Origin of the sequence: Caballeronia telluris, assembly GCF_001544495.1 — a bacterium.
Taxonomy (GTDB): domain Bacteria; phylum Pseudomonadota; class Gammaproteobacteria; order Burkholderiales; family Burkholderiaceae; genus Caballeronia; species Caballeronia telluris.
This window is the reverse complement of sequence record NZ_FCNZ02000098.1, coordinates 1-2,560: the sequence shown is the minus strand read 5'-3', so window position 1 is coordinate 2,560 and position 2,560 is coordinate 1. Positions and strand designations below refer to the sequence as shown.

The following is a 2,560-nucleotide window of genomic DNA, read 5'->3' as shown; positions in this document are numbered from 1 at the left end:
GTTGGACGAAACCGCTCGCGCGGTATTGGGGCTCCGGCGGGCGTTAGCGGTATGCAGGAAACCCGCGCGGTTCCCATGATGGAGGACGAGGCAATCCGCCTCGTTCCCCGTCAGGAGCACCGCCATGACTCACACCAGCCCGAGCATCAGTCCATTGCGCCAGCGCATGATCGACGACATGCGCATGCGCAAGTTCGCACCCAAGACGCAAGCCGGTTATGTCCGCGTGGTCCGTCAGTTCAGCGCATTTCTCGGGCGTCCGCCGGACACCGCCACGATCGAAGATCTACGGCGCTACCAGTTGCATCTGGTCGATCACGGCACCTCTCCGATCTCGCTGAATGCAGCGATCGCCGGCCTGAAGTTTTTCTTCGGGATCACCCTTGAGAGACCGGAACTGATGGCCCGCATGCAGGCTGTACGGGTGCCTCGCAGGTTGCCCGTCGTGCTCAGCCCTGAGGAAGTCGCCCGCCTGATCGCTGCCGCCGGCAACCTGAAGCATCAGACCGCGCTGTCGGTCGCCTATGGCGCCGGACTGCGCGCCAGCGAAGTTGTGGCGCTGAAGATCGGCGACGTCGACAGCCAGCGCATGACTCTGCGCATTGAGCAGGGCAAGGGCCGCCGCGACCGCTACGCGATGCTCTCGCCGGTCCTGCTCGAGCGCCTGCGTGTCTGGTGGCGCGTGGCGCACGCGCAGGGTCGCATGCTCGAAGGCGGCTGGCTCTTTCCGGGCCTCGATCCGATCGACCCGCTCAGCACGCGGCAACTGACCCGCGCCATCCATGCCGCCGCCGAGGGCGCGAACATCGACAAGCGCGTATCCATGCATACGCTGCGCCACTGTTTCGCCACTCATCTGCTCGAACAGAAGGAGGATATCCGCGTGATCCAGGTGCTGCTCGGACACAGACAGATCGAGACCACCACCATCTATACTCAGGTCGCCACTGACCTTTTGCGCAAAGTAATCAGTCCGCTGGACCGCCTGCCCGCCGAGTAGCCCGGCACCGCTTGGAGCGCCCCGTGCTCGAGGTCGCGGACATCTTCCGCGCCCACGGACCGGCATGGCGACAGAGCGCCCGCCTGAACCTGGGGCAGTTGAAGGTCATGTCGGCCATCGAACAGTGCCGCACCGCGGCGCTGGGTGGACATGTTTTGCGCTGTTCGGGCTGTGCAAAGATCGAAGTCGCCTTCAACTCCTGCCGCAACCGACATTGCACGAAGTGCCAGGCGAGCGCCGCGCGCCGCTGGCTCGAGGCGCGTCAGGCTGACCTGCTGCCGGTGGAGTATTACCACGTGGTCTTCACGCTGCCCGCGCCAGTCAGCGCGATCGCCTGGTACAACAAGGCCGTGATCTACGGCCTGCTGTTCGACGTCGCCGCCGAGACCCTGCGTACCATCGCCGCCGATCCAAAGCATCTCGGTGCCCAGACTGGCGCCACGCTCGTGCTGCATACCTGGGGCTCGGCCCTGACGCACCACCCGCACGTGCACGGCATTGTCCCGGGCGGTGGTTTGTCGCCCGACGGTGAACGATGGGTGGCATGCCGACCCGGTTTCTTCCTGCCGGTTCGCGTGCTCTCACGGCTGTTCCGGCGCCGCTTCCTCGAAGAACTCATGGCGGCGCATCGTCGCGGCCAACTGCGCTTCTTCGGCGACTACGCCGCGCTCGCCGATCCATCCGTCTTCGCTCAATGGCTCGCGCCGCTACGCACGTGTGAGTGGGTCGTCTATGCCAAGCGCCCCTTCGCCGGACCCGAGGCAGTGCTCGCCTATCTGTCACGCTATACGCATCGCGTGGCCATCTCCAACCGGCGCCTGGTTGCCCTCGACGAACGGGGCGTCACCTTCCGCTGGAAGGACTATCGCGCGAAGGGGCGCACCCGCTACAAGGTCATGACTCTCAGTGCCGATGAGTTCATGCGCCGCTTTCTGCTGCATGTGCTGCCCGCTGGCTTCCACCGTATTCGTCACTACGGTCTGCTCGCCAACCCCGTGCGGCGTGAGAATCTCGCGAAGATACGCGCGCTGCTGCACGTCACGACCGCCGCCAGTCCACGAGCGGCTACGGCGGATGAACCACTCGGCAAGCTCCCGCCGCGTTTCACCTGCCGCCACTGCGGCGCGGCGATGGTCATCATCGAACTCGTGCCGCCCAGCGCACCGATCCGCGCACCACCCGCCCAGCGAGCCCCAGCATGAGTGCCCGTGTTTCGAGACGTTCAAACCGACCGTCGGTTCACCGGCAACGGGACCCGATTGCGGACGGTCGCGTCCCTGACATGGATGACGCGACTTCGCGCGCTGCGCGCCATCACAAACGTAGGCTCGACAACTTCGCCAACGTGCATTCCGTCGATCTCAACCCGTCCCGTCGCGCCTCACCCTCAATCCGACGTCGCGCACGATCGCTCCAATCCCCATAGTGGTAGAACTCTTCCAGCCGCACAGGGACACTCCGCGGTTTCCTCCCTCGGGGTTTGTACGACGCCTGCCCGCATGCGCCTTTGGTGCGGGCCCAGCTGCACGGTGAAGGGCAGGCATCCTACAAACCTAAACT

General features: G+C 65.2%; 2 protein-coding genes. Both read left to right on the top strand.

Features of this window, described 5'->3' with window-relative positions; genetic code table 11:
* Window positions 1-124: 124 nt before the first annotated feature.
* Window positions 125-1,000 (top strand): tyrosine-type recombinase/integrase, encoded by an 876-nt coding sequence (locus AWB66_RS32225; RefSeq protein ID WP_087634020.1) that lies wholly within the window; start codon window positions 125-127, stop codon window positions 998-1,000.
* 11 nt (window positions 1,001-1,011) lie between these two features.
* On the top strand, window positions 1,012-2,202 hold the full coding sequence (locus AWB66_RS32220; RefSeq protein WP_125469886.1) for an IS91 family transposase: 1,191 nt from the start codon (window positions 1,012-1,014) through the stop codon (window positions 2,200-2,202).
* The last annotated feature ends 358 nt before the right edge of the window (window positions 2,203-2,560 follow it).

Coding starts and splice junctions, on each gene's coding strand:
- AWB66_RS32225 (WP_087634020.1), top strand. CDS start 125: ATGACTCACACCAGCCCGAGCATCAGTCCATTGCGCCAGCGCATGATC.